Source organism: Undibacterium sp. Di27W, assembly GCF_049340345.1.
Lineage (GTDB): Bacteria > Pseudomonadota > Gammaproteobacteria > Burkholderiales > Burkholderiaceae_D > Undibacterium.
On sequence record NZ_JBMPOS010000019.1, the window covers coordinates 1 to 25,159 of the forward strand.

General features: G+C 53.9%; 20 protein-coding genes. 6 read left to right on the forward strand and 14 right to left on the reverse strand.

From position 1 onward, the window contains the following. On the forward strand, positions 1 to 296 hold a 296-nt coding region (locus ACO0LF_RS27625), incomplete at its 5' end, for a transposase (RefSeq protein WP_423019981.1). A 15-nt stretch (positions 297 to 311) separates the two neighbouring features. Here the strand turns inward: ACO0LF_RS27625 and ACO0LF_RS27630 are convergent. From ACO0LF_RS27630 to ACO0LF_RS27670, 9 genes are all read right to left on the reverse strand, one after another. Further along, on the reverse strand, positions 312 to 707 hold the full coding sequence (locus ACO0LF_RS27630) for a hypothetical protein (RefSeq protein ID WP_423019983.1): 396 nt from the start codon (positions 705 to 707) through the stop codon (positions 312 to 314). A gap of 343 nt (positions 708 to 1,050) precedes the next feature. Beyond that, positions 1,051 to 1,797, reverse strand: coding sequence for an SDR family oxidoreductase (locus ACO0LF_RS27635; RefSeq protein ID WP_423019985.1), 747 nt, complete (start codon positions 1,795 to 1,797; stop codon positions 1,051 to 1,053). Between the two features lie 259 nt (positions 1,798 to 2,056). After that, the gene (locus ACO0LF_RS27640) at positions 2,057 to 3,469 is read right to left on the reverse strand and encodes a DUF1501 domain-containing protein (protein WP_423019987.1); all 1,413 of its coding nucleotides are present in this window, start codon (positions 3,467 to 3,469) and stop codon (positions 2,057 to 2,059) included. 10 nt (positions 3,470 to 3,479) lie between these two features. Further along, on the reverse strand, positions 3,480 to 5,396 hold the full coding sequence (locus ACO0LF_RS27645) for a DUF1800 family protein (RefSeq protein ID WP_423019989.1): 1,917 nt from the start codon (positions 5,394 to 5,396) through the stop codon (positions 3,480 to 3,482). A gap of 195 nt (positions 5,397 to 5,591) precedes the next feature. After that, positions 5,592 to 8,675 carry a di-heme oxidoredictase family protein gene (locus ACO0LF_RS27650; RefSeq protein WP_423020144.1) on the reverse strand — a complete coding sequence of 1,028 codons (3,084 nt, stop codon included), beginning with the start codon at positions 8,673 to 8,675 and terminating at the stop codon, positions 5,592 to 5,594. Positions 8,676 to 9,423: 748 nt separating this feature from the next. Next, positions 9,424 to 10,164, reverse strand: a complete 741-nt coding sequence (locus ACO0LF_RS27655; RefSeq protein ID WP_423019991.1) for a siderophore-interacting protein — start codon at positions 10,162 to 10,164, stop codon at positions 9,424 to 9,426. A 210-nt stretch (positions 10,165 to 10,374) separates the two neighbouring features. Further along, positions 10,375 to 11,631, reverse strand: coding sequence for an MFS transporter (locus tag ACO0LF_RS27660; protein ID WP_423019993.1), 1,257 nt, complete (start codon positions 11,629 to 11,631; stop codon positions 10,375 to 10,377). A gap of 631 nt (positions 11,632 to 12,262) precedes the next feature. After that, positions 12,263 to 12,916 carry a hypothetical protein gene (locus ACO0LF_RS27665; RefSeq protein WP_423019995.1) on the reverse strand — a complete coding sequence of 218 codons (654 nt, stop codon included), beginning with the start codon at positions 12,914 to 12,916 and terminating at the stop codon, positions 12,263 to 12,265. Positions 12,917 to 13,431: 515 nt separating this feature from the next. Continuing rightward, positions 13,432 to 14,637, reverse strand: coding sequence for an MFS transporter (locus tag ACO0LF_RS27670; RefSeq protein ID WP_423019997.1), 1,206 nt, complete (start codon positions 14,635 to 14,637; stop codon positions 13,432 to 13,434). Between the two features lie 226 nt (positions 14,638 to 14,863). Here ACO0LF_RS27670 and ACO0LF_RS27675 point away from each other — a divergent pair, with 226 nt between their 5' ends. Then, positions 14,864 to 15,760 carry a LysR family transcriptional regulator gene (locus ACO0LF_RS27675; protein WP_423019999.1) on the forward strand — a complete coding sequence of 299 codons (897 nt, stop codon included), beginning with the start codon at positions 14,864 to 14,866 and terminating at the stop codon, positions 15,758 to 15,760. 612 nt (positions 15,761 to 16,372) lie between these two features. On the opposite strand, the gene ACO0LF_RS27680 is transcribed toward ACO0LF_RS27675, so the two are convergent. Further along, entirely contained in the window at positions 16,373 to 17,470 is a 1,098-nt protein-coding gene (locus ACO0LF_RS27680; protein ID WP_423020001.1) for a hypothetical protein, read from the reverse strand. Positions 17,471 to 17,627: 157 nt separating this feature from the next. On the opposite strand from ACO0LF_RS27680, the gene ACO0LF_RS27685 reads away from it, so the two are divergent. After that, positions 17,628 to 18,392 carry a hypothetical protein gene (locus ACO0LF_RS27685; RefSeq protein WP_423020003.1) on the forward strand — a complete coding sequence of 255 codons (765 nt, stop codon included), beginning with the start codon at positions 17,628 to 17,630 and terminating at the stop codon, positions 18,390 to 18,392. A gap of 191 nt (positions 18,393 to 18,583) precedes the next feature. Continuing rightward, positions 18,584 to 19,180, forward strand: coding sequence for a DJ-1/PfpI family protein (locus ACO0LF_RS27690; protein ID WP_423020005.1), 597 nt, complete (start codon positions 18,584 to 18,586; stop codon positions 19,178 to 19,180). Positions 19,181 to 19,473: 293 nt separating this feature from the next. Here the strand turns inward: ACO0LF_RS27690 and ACO0LF_RS27695 are convergent, their stop codons facing one another. Both ACO0LF_RS27695 and ACO0LF_RS27700 read right to left on the reverse strand, forming a co-directional pair. Further along, positions 19,474 to 19,650: a hypothetical protein gene (locus ACO0LF_RS27695; protein ID WP_423020007.1), complete on the reverse strand. Its 177-nt coding sequence runs from the start codon at positions 19,648 to 19,650 to the stop codon at positions 19,474 to 19,476. 497 nt (positions 19,651 to 20,147) lie between these two features. Continuing rightward, the gene (locus ACO0LF_RS27700; RefSeq protein WP_423020009.1) at positions 20,148 to 20,810 is read right to left on the reverse strand and encodes a TetR/AcrR family transcriptional regulator; all 663 of its coding nucleotides are present in this window, start codon (positions 20,808 to 20,810) and stop codon (positions 20,148 to 20,150) included. Between the two features lie 75 nt (positions 20,811 to 20,885). Between ACO0LF_RS27700 and ACO0LF_RS27705 the strand changes: the two genes are divergently transcribed. Beyond that, positions 20,886 to 22,118 carry a TCR/Tet family MFS transporter gene (locus ACO0LF_RS27705; RefSeq protein ID WP_423020011.1) on the forward strand — a complete coding sequence of 411 codons (1,233 nt, stop codon included), beginning with the start codon at positions 20,886 to 20,888 and terminating at the stop codon, positions 22,116 to 22,118. A 137-nt stretch (positions 22,119 to 22,255) separates the two neighbouring features. Next, entirely contained in the window at positions 22,256 to 22,519 is a 264-nt protein-coding gene (locus ACO0LF_RS27710) for a hypothetical protein (protein WP_423020013.1), read from the forward strand. A gap of 271 nt (positions 22,520 to 22,790) precedes the next feature. On the opposite strand, the gene ACO0LF_RS27715 is transcribed toward ACO0LF_RS27710, so the two are convergent. Both ACO0LF_RS27715 and ACO0LF_RS27720 read right to left on the reverse strand, forming a co-directional pair. Further along, the gene (locus ACO0LF_RS27715) at positions 22,791 to 23,177 is read right to left on the reverse strand and encodes a hypothetical protein (protein ID WP_423020015.1); all 387 of its coding nucleotides are present in this window, start codon (positions 23,175 to 23,177) and stop codon (positions 22,791 to 22,793) included. A gap of 577 nt (positions 23,178 to 23,754) precedes the next feature. Next, the gene (locus tag ACO0LF_RS27720) at positions 23,755 to 25,068 is read right to left on the reverse strand and encodes a M20/M25/M40 family metallo-hydrolase (RefSeq protein ID WP_423020017.1); all 1,314 of its coding nucleotides are present in this window, start codon (positions 25,066 to 25,068) and stop codon (positions 23,755 to 23,757) included. Positions 25,069 to 25,159 lie beyond the last annotated feature (91 nt).

Here is a 25,159-nt window from a genome sequence, read left to right on the forward strand (position 1 = left end):
ATGCCGTCGTTGCATTTGTCGGTATGGATCCACGTCCGTGTGACTCTGGTCAAAAACGTGGCCGCAGGAGGTTATCCAAGCGAGGCCCTGCTGAAGGGCGCCGCTTGCTATTTAACGCTGGTATGGCAGCTGCAAAATCAAAGGTATGGGCACCCTTGTATCAACATTACCGGCAACTTGGCTGGCCCTCAACGGCCGCTATCATGATCATCGCACGTAAAATATTGCGAGTTGCTTTTAGCCTGTTCAAGAACGGCGTTGATTTTAATTCTGATCTCATCTCGATAAAAACTTGACGGGAACCATAGAATCTAATCGTACCTACGTCCCTCAGCCTTTGCATATGCATTTGCAACTGCCTCGGCAGCAGCACCGAGCAGCATGATTCTTGGCCACTGGCCACGCATGCTGATAACGGTAGCGTTACGAAAAAAATAGCGCTTCTTCTCGATGGCTTCTATTTGTGACCAAGGCAGGAATAGCGGCGGACTAAACAGACGGAAAAGAAAAAACACGGACAAATGCAGGCCCTGTTCATTGACAGACACAAACAGGCAGCTACCATAGCTGACCGGGAAAAACCTGGAACCCATGGAGCCTGAGGCAAAGCGAAAACGTTCACCGGTCGCCGCCTGTGTCGCCCGAAAATGTGTAGCCAGGCTGGCCCATCCACCAAGAAATGACAGGGACACCAAAATGCTGAACATAAACGGGACAAACACCACCGGAAACCATGGGCTTGTTGGGGAAAAAAGGAATAGGCTGTCAGTCATGACGGAAATTTTTCTGATACTAGATTAAGTAAATCACATTGTAGCCGGTGTAGCTCGCGTAGGTATGATTAGCGCAGCGTAATCGTACACAACCGTGTCCAAAGAAAAGGAAAATACCTCAAGTAGATCGCTTGGTCATTGCTAGTCTATCTCAACATGAACATGATTATTGCTGACTGAAAATCGCAAAGCAGCCATGGTGCAAAAGCAGGCTGGAACAGGCAGCATGCGTACGATTACGCTGCGCTAATCGTACCTACATCCCTGCCTTTCAACCTCACCCAAACACCCCACCCTCATCCGCATCCAGTATCACCGACAAAGTAATATGCCGTGGCCGTGTCAGTGCGAACAGCACTGCATCCACCACGTCCTTGCTGGTTGCACGCTCGCCTTTCTTGCGGTCTTGCACGGCATCCCATTCTGGCTGCTGTGGTGTGACATCATCAAGATAAGGTGGATGTACGCTGATGGAGCGTATGGGTGTGCCTGCCAGCATTTGCTTGAAGCCATCTGCCAGGCCAGCCTGGGCGTGTTTGGCGGCGTAGAAAGGGACGGACACGCTTTGCATACGGGCGTTGGGCAAGCCGCTGATGGAACCTATGGTGAGGATGTCTGCACCACTTGATAATCTCAGCAGCGGTAGCAAGCCCTGAGTCAGCAGGAAGGTACCAGTGACGGCAGAATTGATGACACCCAGTACCTGTGCAGGTGTATAGGGCTCATCGCTGGCCTGCAGCCACATGGTGCCGTTGTTGATGAGCAGGTCGATGTGGGTGTGCGATTTGATGATGGTATCAACGGCAGCCTGCACGCTGTGTACATCGGCCAGATCAGTTGCTACACATAGCGGATTATCGTGTCCCAGGTTTTGTATGGTGCTGGCAGTATCAGCAAGCTGTGCAGGATTGCGGCCACACAAAATCACTTTGCAGCCTGCCTCTGCCAGTGAGATGGCAAGTGCTGCACCCAGGCCGCGTCCTGCGCCTGTGATTACTGCGGTTTTTCCAGCCAGACCAGTCATACATTTCCCCTCAGAAATTCTCTTCATTCAATGTGAGGAAAACTATACAGTAGTCTTGTCAGGCGTGCAGCGGGGCGCTTGCTTGAGCTTGCAGGAGCGGCTTTAGCCGCGAATAGCGGGCCGTGTCATTCATTTCGATTGTTTTAATATTCGCGGCTTCAGCCGCTCCTGCAGGGTGATGCCAGGAAACTCTGAGTATTCAAGCAAGCATAAAGCACATGACTACATCAGAGCTTCCCCAGGTCTGGTAATTACATCATTACGCTGGCTTCATGAACCCCAGATTCTTCACCGTAAAATTGGCAAGGTCGGGCAATGTACTGGCTAACTGGCTGTTGGGTAAAAACCAGTCCAGCACGGTGGCTGCGTATTGATTGACCGAGGTGGTGGGGATGAACTGGCCCTTCGCATTTGGCCCGCTGCCTTTATCGTCGGGGCCGCCGAGGGTATAGTCGGGCCAGGTGCCGTAGGATTTTTGTCCGCGGACTGCGCCTCCCAGCACCAGTTGGCAATTACCCCAGGCGTGGTCGGTGCCATCGCTGCTGTTGGGTTTGAGTGAGCGGCCAAAGTCAGATGCGGTCATAACCGTTACCTTGTCAGACAAGCCCATCAGGCGCATGGTCTTGGTAAAGCCTGCCAAAGCTTCTGACATATCGCGCAATAAAATCGGGTGTCTTTGTAACTGGTTGGAATGCATATCAAAGTCACCCGTGCCTACGCAAATGATATCGCGCACGCCGCCCAGTTTTGAGCGGGCGCTGATAATCGTGGCGGCACGCCTGAGATGCCTGACAAATTCCACATCCCTGGCCTGGCTGAAACCTGTCGTTATTTCACCAGGTATGGCTCCAGAAAACAGTGGGCTGATGGTTTCATTGACGTCTATCGTGCCCTTCTCCTGTTCACCCCATGCCCTGACAAATTCAGAGGCGCTGCCTGTCGCTGATCCGACCAGCATCTTGATCAGGTCAAGTCGCGAGGTCGTCGCCACACCGGCTTGTTTGATGGCATTGTCGTTATACGTCAGCGCCGTACCTGAGAGGCGTAATTGCGCAACTCGCGGTGCTTGCCCCCAGCGCTTGTCACCGGCAAAGGAATAGGATTTACCCATGCCTGCATTTTGCAATGCACGGCCGCCCCAGCCGCTTTGTACCTTGGGGTCACCCATGGCATTGTGCCAGCAGTTTTGCTGTCCGCCATGATCGAATAACTGGCTGGGTATCTGGCTGGTGTCACCGTCCCTGACCAGGCCTGCATACTCGGCCTTGGTGATGGGCCTGACCAGCGGGCCTACATTGGCAATGATGGCCATGCTCTTGTCGGTCCAAAATTCTTGCAGCGCGGCCATGGCCGGGTGCATGCCCAGGCGTTCAGGGCCATCCAGTGGGCGCAATAAACCATTCTCGCCAGCGATGCCTTTGTCACTGTCATTGCGACGCAGGGCAAGACCATTGCGGGACTGGTTATAGATCTTGTAGATGGCTTCATCCAGAGGGGCAAAGCAATTGAAACCGTCATTGCCACCCACCATATAGACGTAGATGAGTGCCTTGTAGTCAGCGCTTTGTGCATTGGCGTCTGTATATGAAAATACCGAGACGCCAGTGGCGATGGAAGCGACTGAGGCAGCAGTCGAGGCGATCCCGCTTCTTAAAAATTTTCTGCGATTCATGGGGAAGTCCTTAGCGTTGAATTTGATAGTATCCAGACTTGCGGATCAGATACAGAGCCAGCTTCACACGCTCGGTTAAATAATCGCTCTTATAGGTTTTTACCAGCTTGCCGTTGTTGGCCGTATCGCTGGCCGGCGTCCATTTGCTGATGGCATCGACGATGGTTTTGATATCTGCCTCAGGCAAGCTGCCAGCAGCAAAGGCCGCATTCATCCAGCGCACCAGGCTGTTTGCATCTGCTGCCTGGGTTACCAGGTTTTTATATTCCAGCCTGGTACCCAGGTCCCACGGCGAGTTGTAGCGCGGTTGACCATCGGCAGCGAGCGGGCAATTGCCGTCTTTGCGTTTTAAACCGGTATCGCAATTTGGCAAGATGCCTTCGCCTTCATTGTATTGGCTGAAGATCAGGTAGTTATCAAAATTGGCGCGCGAAATGAGTTCGTTGGAGCCATTGATTTCAAACTCAGGCCCGACCAGATTATTGGGATTGGAACCAGGCAGTGGTGCATCCGGTTTAAAGAAGTTAAACACGGTGGGTGAATCAAACACCAGTTGCCCCAGGTCTTCACCCACACTATGCCGCCCCATCTGGCGGCCATCGGTAACAGAACCGGGCAGCGCACGCAATAGCGATGTCATGAACATGATGGGTTCTTTGAGCTTGCCAAAAGACGGGTCTGCTGTACTGGCAGGGTCGCGTGCTTCCGGGTCCAGCAAAATGGCGGCGATGACGGCCCGCATATCACCGCGTTTGCCAGCGCCAATATCACCAAATTTGCCGCTGTCAAATGCATCGGCTACCCGGCTGACATAGGACGGCTTGGGGTTGCTGGTCACCAGCCGCTGTATCAATTGCTTGCTGATGAAGGGGCTGACATTGGGGTGGCTCTGCACCGCTTGCAAGGCCGCATCAAAAGCCTGTTTGGCATTGCGCGATGCCGGTATCGTCATGTCGGAGACCAGCAAGCGCTTGTCGCCACGCGCAATCGCTGCTGGGTCATCATGTTTGGCGTCGATGAAAATCATCGGGCCGCCATAGTAAGAGTTGTTCCAGGAATTGGGATTGCGTATCGTGTAACGTGAATAACCGCCAGCAGGATAAGTCATGCCTGAGAATGCATAGGCATAATTCAGGGCGATTTCTTCGGTATAGGTTTGCTTGCATTTGTTTTGCTGCAAACTGCCATCATGATTCAATAGACAGGGGCCAACTGAAAACAGTTGCAAAAATTCACGGCCATAATTCTGGTTTGGATCAACCCCGTCATTGTTGACCGAGTTGATAAAGTCACCCGTCACCGGGCTCAGTGAAAAAGCCCGCAGGATGTCAAAATAATTGCCAAATGCCTGGTCACGAAAGATTTGCTGATGAATGCGCAAGCCATAGGTGTGATCAGAATCTTCTCCCATGCCTACCAGTATTTCTGACAGCGCCAGTGCGACACGGCCACGCAACTGGTCATCGGCATTGATGGCCTGACGATAAAATTCCCAGACCAGCGGGTCGCTGGTCATATTGTCGCGGCCACAGTGCTCTGCCGTATAGTGTTCATCAAAATTGCTACCGCCTGCACAGCCGCCAGCGACCTTGTCAATGAACTCGTTGCCAACGGTGTATTGCGTAGGCACCAGCGTAAACTGCTTCATGATCCATTGCCGGGCACCGAGTTGTTGTATGTCGGCGATACCCGCCAGCGTAGGCCCGAACGTGGCCTGGTGCATGAGGCGTGATGCGTCAGCGAGGGATTGCAGATCGGCTGCACCCAGCGATGTTGCTACTGCGGCCGCCATGGGCGGTGGTGCTGCCTGCTTGTTCTGGTTACTGTCATTCGAGTTGCTGCCAGAACCGCAACCGGCCAGACATAAGCTTAATAGGGACGAGCTCAGGCAAATGGCCCTTATCCGGCCTGGTAATATTTTTTTCACTGATGAATACCTCGTGTTGATTTTATTGGTCGTCATGAGACGTGGCAGGAATGGCTTTAGCCGCGAGCGTGCGCCTGGCCGGTACGGTGTGATATTCGCGGCTGAAGCCGCTCCTACGGGATGGGGCAAGGAAACTCTGATGTGTAGATGCCTGCACTGTCAGACACAGGACTGCATCAGAGTTTCCCCAGTCAATTACAAAGACTTCAAGAAAGCCAGCAACGCATCCCTATCAGCCTTGGACAAATTCTCAAAACGCTGGCGGGATTTATCTGCTTCGCCTGCGTGCCAGAGTATGGCTTCGGTCAGGTTGCGGGCGCGGCCATCGTGCAGGTAGCCGACCTTGCTGTTATTGCCCATGACTTTGTCGGTATAGCCTATGCCCCACAGCGGCGAGGTACGCCACATATTGCCCTGGGCCTGGCCTTCTACCAGCTTGTCGGCCAGACCTGTGCCCATGTCATGCAGCAGCAAGTCTGTGTAGGGCTTGATGGTCTGGTTGCGCAATTCTGCCAGCAGATGGCCGTTACCAGTTTTCATCTCTACCGTGTGACATGCTGAACAACGCATGCTCTGGAACAACTTGGCACCGGCACTGACTTGCTGCGGGTTGACGACATGCTCATCCATAGGTGCGACACCTTTGGGGAAACCACTGGCAATGCTGCGTTGTGCAGGCACGGCCACCAGACCGAGGTAGCGGGTGATGGCTTGCAGGTCAGTTTCCGAGATCCCTTTTTGCGCAGGTGCGGTGGCGCAGCCAGCCGGGTCTGTCGTGCAGCTGCGGTTAGGGTAGCTTGGTGAAGTGACAGCCATGTCTTGCAACAGCGCAGCAGCAGCCTGGTGACGCAGGGTGGCCTTGGATGCCTTCCAGCCAAAGCGGCCTACCCGTACTGCACCGGTTTCTGGCTCATACACATAGTTGGCCAGACCAAGCACACCATCGGCATCTGGGGTAGTGCGGGTACGTGCCAGGATGTCAGCTTCAGGCACGGCTTCGAGCAAGCCCATGCCTATCATGGGTTGGGCAGCGCGCAGCGAATATACAGTTGGTACTGCACCTTCAAATGCCAGCGTAGGTTTGCGCAACTCAACATTGCTGCCATCGGCCAGTTTGGTGGTACGGGTTTCAAATCCGGCGACGTTGACATTGGTGCCCCAGTTTTGCGGCACACCGCTGGTCGAAAAGGCATTCATCTGTACTACGGTGCCATATTGCGGATGTGGCAATTGCTGGCCCGCGGCATTGATGGCAGCTACCCGCACTGACATGCTGTCGAGGCGCTGGTTGATGGCGACAGGTGCAGGGCTGCGGCCATTATTGACGTGGCAGGCAATACAGGCAGACTGGTTGAAGCGCGGCCCCTGCAAACCCACGGCCTGCAGGTAGCGGTCATTGCCATTCTCATTATGGTCACCGGTGGTGAAATTGGTATGCACCAGACGACGGCCCTCCACAAAGCGCTGTATGTTTTGCATACCCGCATTATTGTGCGGCTGCTGGAACATGAACAGACCATTGTCAGAATAATTGTAAGAGACTGAACCCTGGCCGCCCGACAAAGTCTCATCCGGCAAAGGCACCGAGTTCAGGCGCGGCTGCACGCCATACCATGGCTTGAGGCCAGCGCCGACCACATATATCCATTCAGACGAGTAATAACGCACGCCGCCGCTATCCCCCTTGGCAGCCATGCCATCGGGCGTGGAGAACATCGATGGCGATACTTCGATGATGTCACCTGCCACCAGTGGGCGTGCGGGGATATTTTTGCCATTCGGGAAACCATTCGCATCCAGGTCGCTATGTCCAGGATAATCCTTCACGCGCAAGGTGCAGGCACCATTCACACCATCAGGCGTGTTAAGCTTGTTATTGGCAGGGTAGGGCACGGGTTTGCAGATGGCGACATTGCGGTCCACCAGTTCACCCGGATTCATCCAGCCATAGCCAGTGACGCCGACGCGATCAAAACCACGGAAGAAGGCCACGCCACCCGGCAAAAAGTCTACGGTGTTATATTGGTTGACGGTCAGCACAGGCTTGGTCACGCCTGCCACGCGGCTATTGTCGATGATCTCAAAACCCCAGGTGCGGTTCTTGAAATATTGCGGCACAAAGGTCAGGTAATTGCCCGGGCCTTTATCGACAGGCAAGCCCGTCACCGGGTCTACAGTCTCGTTCGGGCCATAGCCGATTTCATTCCATTCTTCACCACGTTCACGGCCATGGCGTGCCAGGCCGCGTGCGCCAAAGCGCGTCACCAGGGTGCCATCAGCCAAGGTGAATTGCAGGCTTTCCAATGGTTCTGCGGCGGCAGGCAAGGGTGCCCAGCCGCTACCACTGGCAGGGAATTTTAAAGCAGACGTAGTCGCATCTGGCAAGGTATTGTCGCTGCCCGGTGACTTGAATTCCACTTCAAACAAGGAGTAACCATACTGGGTAGCGCGGGCCACGCCTTGCAGACGCAGGTAGCGGGCATTCGCACCCAGGTTAAAGAATTCTTCTGTGCCGCCCTTGCCATTGCTGACATAGCGCAGCTGCGTCCAGGTCTGGCCATCGTCGGATACGCGCAGGGCGTATTCCTTGCCATAGGCGTTTTCCCATGTCAGTTTCATATAGCCGACGGGTGTCTTGCTGCCAAAGTCAAACTGTATCCAGGCACCGTCTTCTGCCGTGCTGCCCCAGCGGGTATTGGCTTTGCCATCAATCGCCATGGCGGCTGACATGGCCTGGTTTTCTACTGCGGATGAAGTCGCGGCAACAGGCTTGACGGCCACGCCAGGCTTGCTCAAATCTATCGTTCCCGGATTGCTAGGCTGGCTGGGTTGGCTTGGGTCCGTGCCTGGTTGTGTCACCGGCGTGCCAGAGAAAGCCTGTATCTCTATGATGGAATAACCATACTGGGTAGAGCGTTTGATGCCTTTCATGCGCAGGTAGCGACCCTTGCCATTCATGTCTGTCAGGTCTTCTATGCCGCCCTGGCTATTGTCTACCGTCTTGATGGTGGTCCAGTCACTATTATTGTCAGACACCTGCAACAGGTATTGCGTGGCATGGGCGTTTTCCCACTGTATGCGCACGCGGGTGATGCTTTCTGTCTTGCCAAAATCCAGCGTCAGGTATTGGTCATCCGTGAAAGCGCTGCCCCAGCGGGTATTGTCGTTGTGGTCGATAGCCGCTGCTGCCGACAGGTCACCACGTTCCACCGAGCTGGCCGTGGCAGCGACAGGCGTCAGTGCAGTCTCGGCAGGTGCAGCTTGCGGCGGCGCGGCCATGGGGCTGGCGGTGGGGTTAGTACTGCCGGAATCAGCAGTGCTGGAACCACCACAGCCTGCCAGTTGCAGACAAAGTAGCGATGAGGCCAGGCAGATGGCCGTCATGCGGTTGGATATTTTTTTCACGTATGAACTCCTGGTTTTTTACGTTGGTGCATATGGATAAGTAGATGTGTGGGTACACGACATCCATCGATACTCATTGATAACGGTAAGCTGCATTTTTGTGGATGCGTCAGTGAAGCCTGGTCTGTACCAGGCATTCACAAAAGAGAATCAGGTAAAACGGGTCTGTGTTGACTATTTATTGTTTGTGGCCTGACAGTATCCAAATGCCAGGCAGCTTGCAAGGCCGTGTAAGCGGGCGTGTATCTGCCCTGAATTGGGGCGTGGTCCATCTCAAATTTTGTCAGTGGGACTGACAGAATTGGTCAGTTTGAAAAGCATTCCAGTGCTGGCTGATAAATTTGATCTGCAAAAAATGGAAACTTTTCCATTTTTATGGCAATGCCCGTGGTAATACCACTTGTGCAAACCATCTGCAGACCAAGATATGCCGCTGACAAAAAATGGCCAGAAAATATCAAATTTAAATTTGTAATACACAAAATTGACCTGTAAAAGAAAGTGGTATTACCGCTCCCTGGTTTATGACAAATTTGTAAGAAACAAATTGATTTCCCTGTTACAGAAAACTTACAATTGATGAGCCAAAAACAGGACCTGACCAGCATTTTCGCAACGCAATTTACACCTCTTCACGCGTCCAGTAACTCGATGATTTTATCCATGCCTCTGGCTGTCCGCGCTGTTCCACCATATAGGTACGCAATGCGCGCGCAGCCTGTTTTTCAGCGGCAATCCAGATATAGCCATCACCAGGCGGGAATTGATATGCAGCGGCGGCTGTCAGCAAAGCCTGTTCATCACTGACTGCGTCGCTGTCACGTAACAGCCAATGCGCCTGCCAGCTGGCGGCTGTTACGCAAGTCTGTTTATCTGCAGCATCAGCAAGCATGATGATGCTGGTGACCTGTGCCCCTGCGCGCAATTGCTCAAGGCGCCGTGTGATGGCAGGCAGGGCAGTGGCATCGCCTATGAACAGATACCAGTCAAAGTCATCGGCCACGACCATTGATTTGCCCGGCCCGCTGACAATCAGCATGTCGCCTGTTTTTGCCTGCATCGCCCATGCATGGGCTGGCCCGTGCTGGTGCAACGCAAAGTCCAGCACCAGGGTGCCTGTCTGTGTGTCGAAATATCGCGGCGTATATTCGCGTGTAACAAAGCTGTCTGCTTCACCCGCAATGGGTAGCAAGATCTTGACGTGGTCATCATGCGCGAGGCTGCTAAAGTCATGCAGCTCATCTGACTGGAAAGTGATGCGCTGCATATGCGGTGTCAAGCGTGTGACGTCGATGACGCGCAGGGTTCTACGGCGTTTTTCCCAGTGCAGGCGTTCTATGTGGTGTTTAGTGTTTGTGGTCATGATGGTTTTTATTTTGTGAGCCGTAGCTCGTGTTAGTTGATGATTGTGGTTGTGTCAGGATGTAGGTTGGGCAAAGTGCGTAGGTTGGGCTGATCTGTAGGTTGGGCTACGCTTTACCAGCCCAACACTGGGCGTTTAAATGACGTATACGTTTGCAAAGGCCGAGTGTTGGGCTGATGAGGCGTAGCCCAACCTACAGGTCTTGCCAACCTACATAGTTTTTCTTCGCCCACACCGCCTGACATTAAACGCCAGCGCCAGCGTGGCGCACATCGCAACCGGTATCCCCACCATCCACGGCAGGCGTACGGCAACTGCATACAGGGCTGTGCCCGCCGCCGGGCCTACGGTATCTTTCAAATCTGCCGCTACCGATGCGGCTGCCATATAAGTAGCCCGTGCATGTGCAGGTGCGAGTTCCATGATCAAGGTAGGTAGCAAAGGGCCAAACAGCATTTGCGACAGCGAAAGCAAACTCACACCCAGCACCAGCGCCGCCAGGCTGGATGAAAACAGCAGGCACAAAAAAGCAGCCACCAGTACGCAGCCGCTGGCAATCACCATCTTGAAATTAGACACATGCGCCAGCACAGCGCTGATCTTCAACTGGAACAGCACTGTCAATACCGCCGCATAAGTAAACAGCAAACCTATCTGCGAAGGTGTCAGGGTGCCCGCATCGACCGCATGCAGCGGCAAGACTGAACTTAGCCAGCCCGCGGATATTTGCAGGCACATTGACCACAGCAGCAAACCAGCGAGACGCACATCCCGGAAGGCGGGCAGGATGCCCAGCAAACTTTCATCTTCGTCTTCAGGGACGGTATTTTTTGTCAGCGTCTCCGGCAGCCACAACGCAATGATCAGCGTACTGATGAGTGTCGCCAGGGCAGACCCCAGGAACACCGCACCAAGTGAAAACAGCGCCAGCACAGAGCCCACCGCCGGGCCTGCCACGCGGCCCGCACTCGACATGACGCGTGCGATGGAAAAATAATAACGGTGCTGCTCAGCCGGTACGGCATCGGCAATCACGGCAGAGATGGTGGGATGCAAGACGCTTTCAAACGCGCCTATCAACACCAGCACCAGGGCAGATGCCCATACACCGTGGGTAAAGTAGAGCATGGCAAAGCCCATCCCCACGCCCGCAGTGGAGATCAGCAAGACCGGGCGACGTCCGACACGGTCGGCAATGCCGCCCACCAGAGGCGTAGCCAGCAACTCGCCGCCAGAATAGCAAGCCAGCAGCAAGCCTATATGGCTGGCAGAAATGCCTGCCTCTTTTTCTGCCCACAAGGCAAAAAAAGGCATGAGTACACCATCAGCAAAGCCGACAAAAAAACAAAGGAAGAGGCCAACAGCAGTGGCAAGAGGCGCATTCGTAAAAATGCGGAGAGAGGCACAAAGCCAGAGTGGTAATCGTGGTAGTAGAGATACCAGCTGTGATAGTAATCGCATATACATTATCCATGGCGCGACAAATCTGCTTGCAAATGCATGACAAATTTGTTTGCGCGTTGGCTAACGTAAACGCTTACGTCACTGTTTCCAGTGATATGGCGCGATCCTAACAAAGAAAAATTGCGGCGTCAATCAGGGTTTGCTGAGCGCCTTTGAATGCGTTCAAGTGATGGACTTGTCTTTGCGAAAACTAATATGAAAGAAAAGAAACTATATGCATTTCTTTGCCAGGGTAATTTTTGCGGGCGGGTGATGCATGGCATGAATGTAGGAGCAGCTTCAGGGCCGTAGGTTGGGCTACGCCTTACCAGCCCAACACTGGGCCTCAACGAACGGACGTCTCATTTAAACGCCGAGTGTTGCAACCTACGAAGCAGTGCGCTCAAATGACGTACACGTTTGCAGAGGCCCAGTGTTGGTCTGATACCCCGTAGCCTAGCGAGGCCCGGCCCAACCTACGAAGCCTGGCGAGGCCCGGCCCAACCTACGAAGCTATATGCATTCTTTGCCAGGGTAATTTTTTCGGTCGGGCGGGTGATACATGGCATGAATGTAGGAGCGGCTTCAGCCGCGAATACGGTGCTTACTGTTCGCGGCTAAAGCCGCTCCTGCAAGAAGTTTGGTTGAACGGTCTTTATTCAACAATCAATGTATACGTCACCGCTTGCGACATATCATTGCCACGCCCGCCAAAGTTGATCGTATGCTTGCCCGGGCTCAAAGGTTTGAGCATGACATAGTAGCCATCGGCAGCAGCGGGATCGAGTTTGACGCGGCCGCCGGTCAATGCACCTGCGTCAAAGCAGCCAGGGCTGACCTGTCTGTGTGCTTCAAGTTTGGTGGCGCGCACGCCATCAACTTCCAGTATCAGCATATGGATGCCATCTATGCTTTCCCTGACAGCTTCGGTGACGCCCTGGCAACTGATTTTGCCTGGTATATGTGAATTGACCATGTAATTAATCAGAGGAAAGTACAGGTATTTATCCTTTGGGACGGTGCAAGTCCTGATGGTTCTTTGCGTACTATACGTGCCAGTCAAAAACCAGACCGGGCCTTGCTGTTTCAAATGGCAATAGTCCCCGCTTTTATCTGCCACTGGACTATTGTCTTCGCCATCAAATGAGTGCGCCCATTGCCACCAGGCGCTGGACCATTCTCCCTGGGTTTTGCCAGCAACAACTTGTTTTGGCGCGATCAGGGTGACAGGGCTGGCCGCCAGGCTGCTAGTCGGTAACTGACTGGCCAGCGAAAATAAGAGAGCGAGAGATAGTTTGGAGATGTTCATCAAAGTGCTTGGATAGAGATTGCTTGCATTGGAAGAGCTGGATAAGTTTGCCCGCCTGCTCTTGCATTGGAAAGAAAGGCGCATTCTACCAAGTTTTTTTATGCGCACATCATTCTGTCCGGCGCGCGTAGTGGTCCGTAGGTTGGGCTACGCTTCATCAGCCCAACACTGGGCGTTTAAATGACGTAAACGTTTGCAGAGGCCGAGTGTTGGGCTGATACCCCGTAGCCCAACCTACGGACCCGGCCCAAACTGCACCCAGTCCAACAGCTCCCGCGGAGTAAAGGCGGACGCTTCCCTGGCCACGCTCAATGCACAGTTTGTAGGTTGGGCTACGCTTCATCAGCCCAACACTGGGCGGTTAAATGACGTATACGTTTGCAGAGGCCGAGTGTTGGGCTGATACCCCGTAGCCCAACCTACGAAGCCTGGCGAGGCCCGGCTCAACCTACGGGCCAGACCCAACCTACACGGCCTATCCTGCGGAGTAAAAATCGACGCTTCTCTTAACACGCTCAATGCATGGCAACCACCCTTGCCTGCCCAGGCACAAAGGAAATCCCATCTGCCTTGTCCAGCCGCCCCGCCAGCGTCGTCAAGCCCCAGGCACCGATTACCACCAGCGCACCTATCCACGGTGTATGCATCAAACCCAGATGGCTGACGATGAGGCCACCGGCCCAGGCACCCACCGCAATGCCTACATTAAAGGCCGCGATATTCAAGCCTGATGCCACGTCCACGGCTTGCGGTGCATCCTGCTCAGCACGCTGCACCACATACACCTGCAAACCCGGCACATTGCCAAATGCCACTGCACCCCAGGCCAATACGGTCAGCAAGGCCAGCCATTTATTGTGTGCAGTAAAAGTCAGCACCAGCAAGACCAGGGCCAATAGAGCAAAGACGATTTGCAATGCCGCGACCGGGCCTTTTTTATCGGCCAGTTTGCCGCCCCAGATATTTCCAAAGGTTACCGAGACACCATACACCAGCATCACCAGGCCCACCGCATTGGCGCTAAAGCCGCTGATGTCTTGCAGTACAGGCGCGAGGTAGGTGAAGGCGATAAAACTGCCGCCATAACCCAGCGCCGTCATTGCATACACCAGCAACAGGCGTGGTTTTTTCAGCACCGCCATTTGCGTCAATAAAGAGGCAGGCTTGCTGCTGGCAATCGTCGAGGGGATTAGGATCGCACAGCCGATAAAAGCAATCACACCCAGTGCCGACACCGCCAGAAAGGTAGACTGCCAGCCCAGATGCTGACCGATGAAGGTGCCGAGCGGCACACCCGTCACCAGCGCCACCGTCAGGCCGCTGAACATCAGTGCAATCGCACTCGCCGCTTTGTCCTTGGCCACCAGGCCAGTGGCGATGGTAGAACCTATGGAAAAAAATACTCCATGCGCCAGACCAGTCAGTACCCGCGCCGCCATCAGCGAGGCATAGTTGGGTGCCATCCAGGCCACCAGGTTACCGATTGTGAACAAGGCCATCAGGCCCAGCAGCAATTGCTTGCGTGGCAGCTTGCCAGTCAGCGCCGTCAACACTGGCGCGCCGACAGCAACACCCAATGCATACAGGCTGACCAGCAAACCGGCAGAAGGCACAGACACCGCCAGGCTGCTGGCGATGGTGGGGATAAGGCCGACAATTACAAATTCTGTCGTACCGATGGCAAAGGCGCTGAGTGTCAGCGCCCACAGGGCAAGTGGCATGAAATAACTCCTGGTTTGAACTTACGCAAAACCGCCCCAGCTGCGTTGCAGCTCCTAGCCGTACTAAAGTACTGTCTTCGTCGCTGACGCCTTGCTGGGACAATTTTGCGTAAGTTCGATGTAAATGTGAACGAGATGCCAGTCTGAACCCATGCAAGCATAAGAAAAATAGCTTAAGCTACACTTAACTTATGACTGGGAATCAACAATGCTAAGTCTGGAAACCATGAAGTCGCTCGTCGCGGTGGCCGATACCGGTTCGTTTTCAGCCGCCGCCGAGCGCCTGGGACAGACCCCATCCGGCATCAGCCGTAGCATTTCCCGTCTGGAAGCGCAACTGGGTATGACCCTGATGACGCGCACCACTCGCAAGCTGGAAATCACCGAGGAAGGCCACTGGCTACTACAAAGGACCAGGAAGATACTCTGCGATATTGATGACACCGAAGAACAACTGACAGCACGCCTGTCGCAACCATCCGGCCTGGTGCGGGTAAATGCCGCCACCCCCACGCTGGATCACTTGCTGGCCCCGCTGGTGGCAGATTTTCTGGATGCCTACCCCCTCATCAGGCTGGAACTGGTCAGTGGCGAAACCTTTGTTGATCTCATCGAAGAGCGGGCAGACCTGGCGATACGCATAGGCCAGTTGACGGACTCCAGCCTGCACGCACGCCGCCTGGGTAGCAGCCGCATCCGCCTGGTGGCCGCACCGCATTACCTGGCACGCCATGGTGAACCACACACCATGGCTGACCTGGCTCAGCACAGATTACTGGGCTTCACCGCCCCCGCCAGTTTGAATACCTGGCCGCTGCCCAAATCAGATACTGCCAAAGATGGCGCAGAGAATGAAGGCTACACCATAGACCCCGTCGTCAGCGCCAGCAACGGCGAAACCCTGCGCCACCTGGCAGTGCAGGGCGCGGGCATCGTTTGCCTGTCTGACTTTCTCACCATGGCCGACCGTGCCCACGGCAGGCTCAAACCCGTGCTGGCTGACATCAGCCTGCCCTGGATGCAGCCAGTCTGGGCAGTGTTCTATAAACAGGAAGCAATACCACCAAGAGTGGCCGCCTTGCTGGATTTTTTGATGACGAGATTGCCGCTGGACAGGGTGTGAATATCGTAGGTTGGGCTACGCTTCATCAGCCCAACACTGGGCGTTTAAATGACGTATCCGTTTGCAGAGGCCCAGTGTTGGGCTGATGAGGCCCGGTCTGGCGAGGCCCGGCCTAGCGACGAGCTGGGCCATGCAAACCGTACGCCCGCCTATTTGCGCCGGGAACTTTGAGATACCTTATGCTGCTTGCGGCGAGTATCCAGATTTGCGAAGTTTTTTAGTTCGTCAACCAACGCCACTAGGCTCCAGCCTGCGCTGGAGCGACGTTGCAAAGGATAGAGGTGATTGATAGAGCTTGCTCAGAAAATAGATCGCTTGACTGATACTTCTCAAACACTCAGTAAAGCTCATAAAAACAAGTTCACACAAAGAAGTTCACAAAAACAAGTCCACAAAAACAAGTTCATACAAACCGCATCGCCCGCATATTTGCATACCTTCAAAATCGTCATTCCTGCGCAGGCAGGAATCCATCGTATTTGTGCCGTGTGCTTTGCTATGCCGGATATCGCTTGCAACGAATACCCGGTTTTCGTAGCTTGGGCCGGGCCTCGCCAGGCCCGGCCTAGCGAGGCCCGGCCCAAGCTACAATGTTCACAAGCTATATCCCCTCTACTCCCGTGCCGAAATCGTCAACACAGGCACATCTGGATCAGCCACATCCAGGACAACGCGATACTTGCCCGCCTGCGGCGGTTCAAACCAAATATCCTTGCCTGCCCATGCCAGGGCCTTGCCTGTGTTGATGAGGAAATTGCCCCTGGTTTCATTGGCCCTGCTGTCGGCGATACCGAGGTCAAGCATCTTGAAATCTTTCGATACTATCTTGAACTTGCTGATGCCCTTGGGTAAAACCACATCTACGCTAAAATTGCTGGCATCAATCTGCGTCAAGGGTAATGAGGTATCCCATTTGTTCATGCTGCCGCTCAGGTAGATAGGCTGGGCGGTGTAATGGGCCATGCTGGTGGCTGGCGATGGCTGGAATTCAACCAGGGTGTCGTCCGGCCAGTTGCGGTCAGCAAGCGGCAACACCACATACTTCAGGCGATGGCCGTTCGTGAACACGGTACGCTTGTCGCCCGATATCAGGGTCACGCTGTCAGAGGCGAAAGGCGTATACGTGCCATAGCTGACCCTTGATGACAGGCACCAGTCCGTGCCACCCAAGGCCACGGCGGCAGCAGCACGCAGGAAGACATTGAATTCTTTCTTGGCGATCGCAATGGCGACCTGGCATTCCAGGCGCACATCGCCAAGGCGGCGCATATTTGCCGGCACGTTAGCACTGTCCACGCGTGGCATGCCGCTGAATTCACCACGGCTGCGATTGAGCAGTAATTCAGCATCGCCATCAGCAGCCGCCTGGTCGCGTGGCAGGATAAAACTGCCATCCGCAGCAAGCGGCACCGGGATGGATAGATCGTCTGTGGCGATGCGCAAGCTCAAACCTGCCAGCGAGGTAGCCGCATGCCGCGGTTTAAGCACAAAGCGCAAATTATCCGCAGCCGGGGCCAGTTGGTGCTTGCTCTCGAACATATCCAGCCCGGCCAGCATATTACGGTAAGAGCGCAATTCAGGATTCTTGATACCATTCACGGCGACTGACTGAGGCTCTTCAGTGGGGGCGGTAGTAGCTGAGTCCTCTGCGGCTATCGCAGTCTGGCAGAGTTGAAGCAGGAGAATGCTGGAGATAAGCAAGCGCGTCATGAGTTATGGTGTATGGTTTGCAACAGCAGGCACTATATCCCAGAGTTTTGACTATCTGTAAAACTTCAACATGAAAGCCATTGCAATTTTTATCTGGATATCATTAAATTGCCGCGACCCGGACAAAATTGATTTGCCATCCCTTACAGCCTAGCCCATGCAGAAACACTTCATACGCCATCGCTACTGCATGGTCGCCCTATTGTTGAGCGCCACCGCCTGCAAGCCAGGCGTGAACCAGGTCGCAGTGCAAACACCTCAGGCATCTGCTGGCGCTGCTGCAATGGCGCAGAGCAATGCCGCCAATAGCGGTAGTGCCGCCCTTATTGACGCACCAGCGACACCAGCACTCACCGCAACCAGCACTTACACCGGCCCCTTCGGCCTCGCCATGGCCATCAGCGAAACAGAACTCATCAACAAACTGGGCTTCGTCAAATCCGCCAAAGCCAAACATCTGTTCGAAGGCCAGCCACCTGCGCCGCTGGCAGATTTCAGCGATTACTTCGCCGTCACGGCCCCCATCAGCGGCATCTGCAAGCTCGGTGCATCGCGTAGCATCACCGCCGTCAGCGGCACAGGTGAGCAGATCAAAGTCGCCGCCGACCGTATCGCGCTGGCGCTGGAACAGCAATATGGCAAACCCAGTCTCAAGAAAGACAAAGTCAAAACCGACATCTACAGCCGCCGCCCGCAATTCTGGATGGTTGGCCTCAAGGAAGGCTCAGTCAGTTACGGCTACCTGTGGGCCAATGGCAAGACCGAACGCGAACTGCCCGACAACATCCTCAACATCATCGTCTTCGCCCAGGCCCACGCCATCAACCGCGGCGAAGTCGGCGTCAGCTATGAGTTTGCAAATTATGCGGATTGTGAGAAAGAGTGGCGGAAAGAGAAGGGGCAAAAAAATAATGGAAGATGATGGTTTGAACCAAATGGCCCATTCATATACTCAGCCTGCAGGATGCGACGCGCACCAGCGTTGTTGAACGCCATGCGTATTGGTGCGCATGGCACACTCTACGGCATATTTATAGCCATTATCTACCGTGTTAAAGTATTGCCACACTCAGGGTGAAAACTGCCCGATCCCTTATCTGAAAAGACACACACATGCATATCGCCATAGTCAGTTTTGAAGGCTTCAATGAACTTGATTCACTGATCGCACTCGGCATCCTGAATCGCATCAAGACACCAGGCTGGCGCGTTTCCATTGCCAGCCCGACTGCGCAAGTACGTTCCATGAATGGCTTGCTGATGGAGGCACAGATTTCATTGCAAGAAGCCTGCACGGCTGATGCCGTTATCGTCGGCAGTGGCTCGCGCACGCGAGAGGTAGTGGAAGATGCTGAACTGATGGCGCAATTGCAGTTTGATCCGGCGCGCCAATTATTGGCGGCCCAATGCTCTGGCGCACTGATCCTGGCCAAGCTGGGTTTGCTGGATGGCGTGCCAGCCTGTACTGACGTGACGACCAAGCCCTGGGTTGTGGCGGCAGGCGTCGATGTCCTTAATCAAGCTTTCTTCGCCAAGGGCAATCTCGCCACGGCTGGCGGCTGCCTGGCATCACAATACCTGGCCGCCTGGGTCATCGCCCGCCTGGCGGGCACAGAGGCCGCAATCAGTGCCATAGATTATGTGGCGCCTGTGGGGGAAAAGGAAGAGTATGTCGTCCGCACGATGAAAAATATTTCGCCGTATTTGTAGTATGTGGTGATGGTTCATAGACGCAAATGCAGCGTAAGGCATTATCCCTCGCAGGATAAACCTGACACCTCATGTAGGGTGCGTTATAACGCACCGCATATGACCTGGGAGAAATGAAGAAATTTTGCATGCCGGACATGCAAATGCGTGTATGACAGAGGGTTTGTAAAGAACGGTACTTGTCAGCGAGCATCCATGCGGTGCGTTATAACGCACCCTACAGGATACGGCAACGCCTAGTCAGCAAACATATCGAAGCTGCTGCGTTTAAAGTTTGGCGATACGTATTCAGGTCATCCCGGCGCAGGCTGGGATCCATATAAATCTCTCTTTGCCGATATGACCTCGGTGTCGTGCAAGGATGTTTTTTTTGAAATGAGCATGATGATCACTAGCATAAGCAGTTTCCTTACTTCAAATGAAGCATTGCGCATTTTTTTCATTGCAGGCGCAATTTTTGGTGTCGTCATGCTTGCATATACTGTTGCTCGCAAAAGAAACAGGAATAATTTATTTTCTATGTTTGTGTATTGGTTTTGTTATTTGAATCTGTTTTTCAAATTCACTTATTTGTTTTATTGAATCCTCGGGATAAGCCTGACACATCGTGTAGGGTGCGTTATAACGCACCGCATGTGAGTTGGGGAAAATGAAGAAATTTTGCATGCCGGGCATGCAAATACGAGTATGACAGAGGGTTTGTAAAAGAGAGGATATCTGTCAGCGAGCATCCGGGTGGTGCGTTATAACGCATCCTACGGGGTACGGTTTCAGAAAGAAAATATCGCCCTTATAACCGTATCGAAGCAATGAAGTTTAAAGCATTGCAATACACATTCAGGTCATCCCAGCGCAGGCTGGGATCCATCTGCGCAAATGCCGTTGTCAGCAATAGTGAGTACTTTCAGGAGTATGGAGGCAGGCTACATCACAGCAAAATGAGATTCCGGTATTCATGCGCTTGAACTCAGGCGTAAACCGTCCCCGCCATCGCCGCCTTGATCCCCAGGCTGCCCTTATCCACTATTGCCAAAAAAACCGCCTTTGCTTCTGCTGCATCCTGCTTTTGCCGGAAACACTGGTGAGCCTGGATCAGCGCCACTGTCCATGTCGCCAATAACAGGCCCGCTGCCAATGCTGCATCGGTGTCGCCAGCTTCGCGCCTGACGGATGCGGCCATGGCTTCTGCCACGACTTGTGTGATCTCATCGCGTATGGCCCTGGCACGTGCCTTCAGGCTGGCGCTGCCTTCTATGGTTTCTATGAAGCCCTGGCTGCCAGGCGAGATATAGCCCCTGGCTGCAGAGGCAAACCTGACATAGGGGCTTTCTTCCGCCACCAGTTTATGCGCCAGCAGGCGCAGGGTTTCGATCGGGGAAATGGCTGGGTCACGCTGGCGCAAGCTTGCACGCAGCATCTCGCGTGCTTCTTCATCGCGGTCAAAGAACATGTCTTCTTTGCGGGGGAAGTGATTGAACACCGTCATGCGCCCCACGTCAGCCGCAGCTGCTATCTCATCCACCGTCACATGATCAAAGCCGCGCTCCTGGAATAAGCGGGTGGCAGCGTCAGAGATGCCCTGGCGCATGGCCAGGCGTTTGCGGGTGCGGAGATCAGTGGGATTTGACATGGAAGGAATCATAGCATATATTAAATGTACTCAGTATATGTTTATATTGAGTATATATTAAGAAAGACTGATTTTATGACTACATTAACTAGTACAGGCCAGCCGCATAGCCAGGCGGGCGGGAGCCGCGCCCTGGGCGTCATCTTCGCTGCCATTGGCCTCGATGCGGTCGGCATAGGCCTGATCTTCCCCATCCTGCCGCGCCTGCTGGCAGAGGTGATACATGGCGACAATGTCGCGCCCTATATAGGCATCATGACCGCACTGTATGCGATCATGCAATTCATCTTCGCACCGGTGCTGGGCGCATTGAGTGACAGGCTGGGCCGCCGCCCGGTGCTGCTGATCTCGCTGGCTGGCGCGGCCATCAATTACCTCGTCATGGCCTTCGCGCCACAACTCTGGATGTTAATGCTGGGCCGCGCCATAGCCGGGCTGACCAGCGCCAATATGTCGGTGGCCATGGCCTATATCACCGACATTTCGCCAGAACAGCAGCGGGCACGTCGCTTTGGCCTGTTCAATGCAGTGTTTGGTGCTGGCTTCATTATCGGCCCCATTCTTGGTGGCGTGCTGGGTGACTATTGGCTGCGCCTGCCTTTCATCGCCGCAGCGATCTTGAATGCGGCCAACCTGCTGATGGCATACTTCGTCTTGCCAGAATCACGCACACCTAGCCGCGAAAAGCTGGACCTGGCGGCGCTTAACCCGCTGCTGCCCATGCGCTGGATATTCGCCATGAAGAAGCTCATCCCCGTCACCATCATCTTCTTCGTCCTCAGCATGACGGGTGAAGTGTATGGCACTTGCTGGGCACTCTGGGGCAATGACGTGTTTCGCTGGAATGGCTTGTGGATAGGCCTCTCGCTCGGCACCTATGGCCTGTGCCAGGCCTTGGCGCAAGCCTTTTTACCCGGCCCCGCCGTCAAGTTGCTGGGCGAGCGCGGCACCATACTGACCGGCCTGGCAGGCACCTGCATAGCCCTGGTCGTCATGGCTTTTGCCACGCAGGGCTGGATGGTGTTTGCCATCATGCCTATCTTTGTCATGGGCGGCGTCGGCATACCGGCCTTGCAGTCCCTCGCAAGCCGCATGGTCGATGACGGCAGGCAGGGGCAATTCCAGGGCGTGCTGGCATCCGCCGTCAGCCTGGCCTCCATCATCGGTCCGCTGACATTCTCGACACTTTACTTCCTCCTGCGATCACAATGGCCAGGCGCGATCTGGCTCAGCGTCGTGGTGGTGTATGCGATCGCAGTGCCGCTTGTGCTAAGCTTGCAATTTCGTAGTGCGCGTAGTGCGGAGTGATTTGTGGATGATGCAGGTTGCGGATCATTCTGTAGGGTGCGTTATAACGCACCACGTCAGCATCAAAAAACTATTCATCAGGAAAATGAAAAGAGAGCGGTACGTTCATTGGGTTGCAACGTACCCTGTAAAATTTTATGGACACACTTTTATCCTGGCTGGCAAATAATCCCTATGCTTATCATGTGACAGGGTTTCTCTTGTTACTGACCGGGATAGCTTTCCTGTTTTTTCGCATCTTAAAAAGCGACAATAAATCTATTGCTGACTACATATTGCTGTGGCCGCTGGTTATTGAACAGCATAAAAAAACTGCGACCAAAAATTCAAATAAATTTGTCGCCTGGGGTTTGCTTGTCATGGTGATGCTGGTACTGGGCAGTGTGGTCTTCTTGAATTAATAGTTTCCTAGCTCTCGTAGGTACGATTAGCGCAGCGTAATCGTACGCATGCGATGCCTCAAATTACAAGTCATCTCAAGCAATCCACTTGCCCGCCTGCCCCATTGCGATGTGAGCATGTTGCATGCCAGGCTTTATCTCATCACTAGGCCAGGGATTGTCAGGCAGTATGGGAGTTGGCTGCTGATCATGCGTACGATTACGCTTGCGCTAATCGTACCTACAGTCCTAAACACTGACCAGGGTAGTCGCTAGCAGCAAGCTGTCAAAATCATGTCAGCATAATTGTAAAGCTTTCTCGAAGGTCACCTGCACAGGCTTTATCATCAACTATTGTTACTACTGAAACCTTAATTTCACAAAGATACTCTCCCGGGATCAAGTCGCCAAAATCATCATCGTGCTCAAAAACATCAGCTTGCATACGCAACGGTATCGCTGAGGTCAGCGTAATTACGTTCCTTTTTGCCGGCGTAACTTGCATGGCGTATCCAAACCATAGTTCTGAATTGTCCAATTTTGTGAGCACTGCTCCCGTTACATGAACTGGATAACATATATCCACCGGATCATCGCTAGTAATTTCTATATTGATAGGGAATTTACGAATCTCACTTGTATAGTGAAAATCAGAAACCAAACTGATGTTCAATTGCATGACTTATTTCCTAAATTTATTGTATTACCCCGCGTAGGTACAATTAGTGCATACGGCCCTGTGAGGAGAATCATGAATATCATTAACAGGTTTTATCTGGACGCGAAAAGGGGAGCTAGATCAGTGTCCCAGCGAATCTCATCAAATGAAATACGTGAGCCAAGTTGGTTGCACTCAGATTCGGTCAGCCAAGTTCCATGCGCGTCAACAAAATACTTTTTCCCAGATTCAAGTTCCGTAGATTTTGCTATCCTTTCGAAGCAGCTCTTGTAGGTACGATTAGCGCAGCGTAATCGTACGCATGCGATGCCTCAAATTGCAAGTCGTCTCAAGCAATCCACTTGCCCGCCTGCCCCATTGCGATGTGAGCGTGATGCATGTCAGATTCTATCTCATCACATGTCCAGGGTTATCAAGCTGCATGGGGGGCTTGTCGCTGACCATGCGTACGATTACGCTTGCGCTAATCGTACCTACGGCCTGGGAATTCCCAGTTGGCCAGGCAAAAATTTTTGTAGTGCGACATGTGCTTTGAATTTTCATTGGTTGCTATTTGTAGCGTCGCGAATTTTATTTCTCACCTCGTCAACCTATACAAATAAATCGCCGTCCTGAGCGTCGCTTTCTGTATCGAAGAAATATCCAGGTCTTCATCCGGTGAGTGCGCACCTCTGCCGGTAGCGCCCAGGCCATCCAGGCTGTCTACATACGGTGCGACGAATTGTATGTCGCCAGCGCCGCGTTCACCCGGCGGGAAAGCCTTGATCTCGCCCAGGCCGGCGTCATGGCTGGCTTTGGAATACACATCGAGCAAGGCCAGGTTGCCGGGTGTGGGCGACATGGGTGGGTAGTTTTCTGAGAAGCGGATGGTGGCGCTGGTGCCGGGCAAGCTTTTGCTGACGATGTCTTTCATACGCTCTCTGGCGCGCTGGCCCTGCTCTGTGCTGAGGTAGCGCAAATCGCCATGCACCTCGGCGCTGGGGGCGATGACATTGGTCTTGCCGAATGCCGTGCCCTTGCCGGTCTGGCTGTCGTAGCTGATCTCGGTGCCGCCTATGATATTGCCGGGGTTGAAGGTGAGGTCGGGCTCTATCAATTGTTCGCGAAAGCTATTCAGTATGCGTGCTGTTTCATAAATCGCGCCGTAGCCATTGTGGCCAAATACCGCGGCAGAATGGCCCTGTTTGGCTTTCACTTCCAGCACAAAACCGCCAGAGGCGCGGCGGCCCACGGTGCCTGTGGCATTGCCCTGGCTGTCGAGTGCCGTGCCCTCAAAGGCCAGCGCCACATCGCTGCGTTTGGCTGCATTGACGAGGTCGGCGCGGGACGTGGCGGTGGGGTGGCCTGCGCTTTCTTCATCACCACTGAAGATGACTTGTATGCGGGTATTGTCGAGTGCGCCCACGGCATGCAGGGCGCGCAGGGCTTCTATCATGATGACATCGCCGCCCTTCATGTCATTGACACCCTGGCCGCGCACGCGATTGCCTTTCCTGTCCCACAATTGCACGGGGCTGTCTTTTTCAAAGACGGTATCGAGATGGCCTATCATCAGCACCCGCTTACCCTGTTTGCCTTCACGCTCGGCCAGCAAATGCCCGGCCCGGTTCATGGCAGCGGGCATCTCAGACCAGCTGGTCTTGAAACCCAGGCCCTCAAGTTCATTGCTGAATAACTTGCCAACTTCGCGTACACCCGCATGATTGAGCGTGCCACTATTGATATTGACGCTGCGCTCCAGTAATTGCAAGGCTGCCTCAGAACGCGCCTGCACAGCGGCGACGATTTGCTGTTCAGTTGGCGACAGGCTTTGCGCTTGGGCTGTGGCAGCAAACAGGCTATTGGACAGGGAGAGAGCGATGCAAAGTGAGAGCGTCTTTTTGATGAACATGGCAGGTTCCTGCAAGAGAGTAGGGGCAATAAGGAATAGCCTGTTAATGTACACGGTTTTTGTGCGGAGGTGCTGGGATAGCAGAGGTATC